This window comes from Pseudomonas sp. Pdm06 (assembly GCF_014851795.1).
GTDB classification, from domain to species: domain Bacteria; phylum Pseudomonadota; class Gammaproteobacteria; order Pseudomonadales; family Pseudomonadaceae; genus Aquipseudomonas; species Aquipseudomonas fluorescens_AA.
Window position 1 is genome coordinate 1 of record NZ_JACVAH010000037.1, and the last position, 1,305, is coordinate 1,305.

At 52.8% G+C, this 1,305-nt stretch carries 1 protein-coding gene; it reads left to right on the plus strand.

Annotated elements, in window-relative coordinates; genetic code table 11:
- Window positions 1-90 precede the first annotated feature (90 nt).
- Complete coding sequence (locus IB266_RS30415; RefSeq protein ID WP_102623652.1) at window positions 91-1,266, plus strand: integrase core domain-containing protein; 1,176 nt, start codon at window positions 91-93, stop codon at window positions 1,264-1,266.
- Window positions 1,267-1,305 lie beyond the last annotated feature (39 nt).

A 1,305-nucleotide genomic window follows, 5' to 3' on the forward strand; every position in this document is an offset into this window, starting at 1 on the left:
GGTATGACTCACCCACATGGGTTACAAATCAGTTCACGCACATAGGTAACAGTTTTTAACTGGCAGGGTCGATTTCGCGAGGATCTGACCATGCCCTGGAGAGAGCTGAAACCTATGGACCTCAAAGTGATGTTCATCGCTGAGTATCTGTCTGAGAAGCACAGCTTTAGCCGGCTGTGCCAGGACTATCAGATCAGCCGAAAGACTGGCTACAAATGGGTCGAGCGCTATGAGCTGGAGGGCCCCAGTGGGCTCGACGAACGTAGCCGCCGACGGCACAACCAAACCTATGTGGTGCCATTGGTTGTGAGGCAGGCAATCATTGAGTTTCGCTCTACTGGCGAAACGGTTCCGGGTCCTAAAAAGATTCAGAACGACCTGATGAAACGTTTTCCGGGGCAGGATCCGCCGTCGAAGACGACTATCTACAACATCCTTAAGGCAGCGGACTTGATTACGTCTCGACCGTTGCGCCAGCGTGTCGCTGTCTATCCCAAGCCTTTGCGTAAGGCAGAAACGCCTAATCAGCTCTTCAGCGCAGATTACAAGGGCCAATTTCTCACCGGGGCGGGCGTTTGGTGCTATCCACTGACGATCATGGATCATGCCAGTCGCTTCTTGCTTGCCTGCGAGAGCATGGCCAATACCAATCTCAAGGAGACCCAGCAAACCTTCGAGCGCGTTTTTCGTGAATACGGGATGCCTGAGCGCATCCGCACCGATAACGGCGTGCCGTTTGCCAGTACGGGTCGTGCAGGGCTATCGCAGTTGTCGATCTGGTGGTTGCGACTTGGGATTATTCCTGAGCGAATTGAGCCCGGTCGGCCAGATCAAAATGGGCGTCATGAGCGCATGCACCGGACATTAAAAAGTACTTTTCCCAAACCGCCAGCCATTGCCTGGGAGGCTCAGCAAAAACACTTTGATCGATTTATGCAGCACTACAATCACGAGCGGGGACACGAGGCTCTCGGCCAGAAAACCCCGGCCTCCTGCTATACACCCTCAACCCGAGCTTACCCGGAAAAGCTACCGGAAATGGGGTATGCGAGCCATGTTGAGTGTTACCTGGCTGATAGTTGCGGAATCATTAACCGAGCGGGTCTGCGGATATACGTGGGGAATCTGCTCAGGCATCAAAACATTGGAATGGAGATGATCAAAGACGGAGTATGGAATGTGATCTTCGGTCCGGTGATCCTAGGTCACGTCAACGCCAGGGACGCAAAGAACGGCTATGTTTCAATCAAAGTGTCACCTATGTGAATGCACTTTTTTGTAACCCATGTGGTTGTCCCGTACATT

Excerpts from the sequence above, each read along its gene's own strand:
- IB266_RS30415 (WP_102623652.1), top strand. The coding sequence starts at position 91 with ATGCCCTGGAGAGAGCTGAAACCTATGGACCTCAAAGTGATGTTCATC.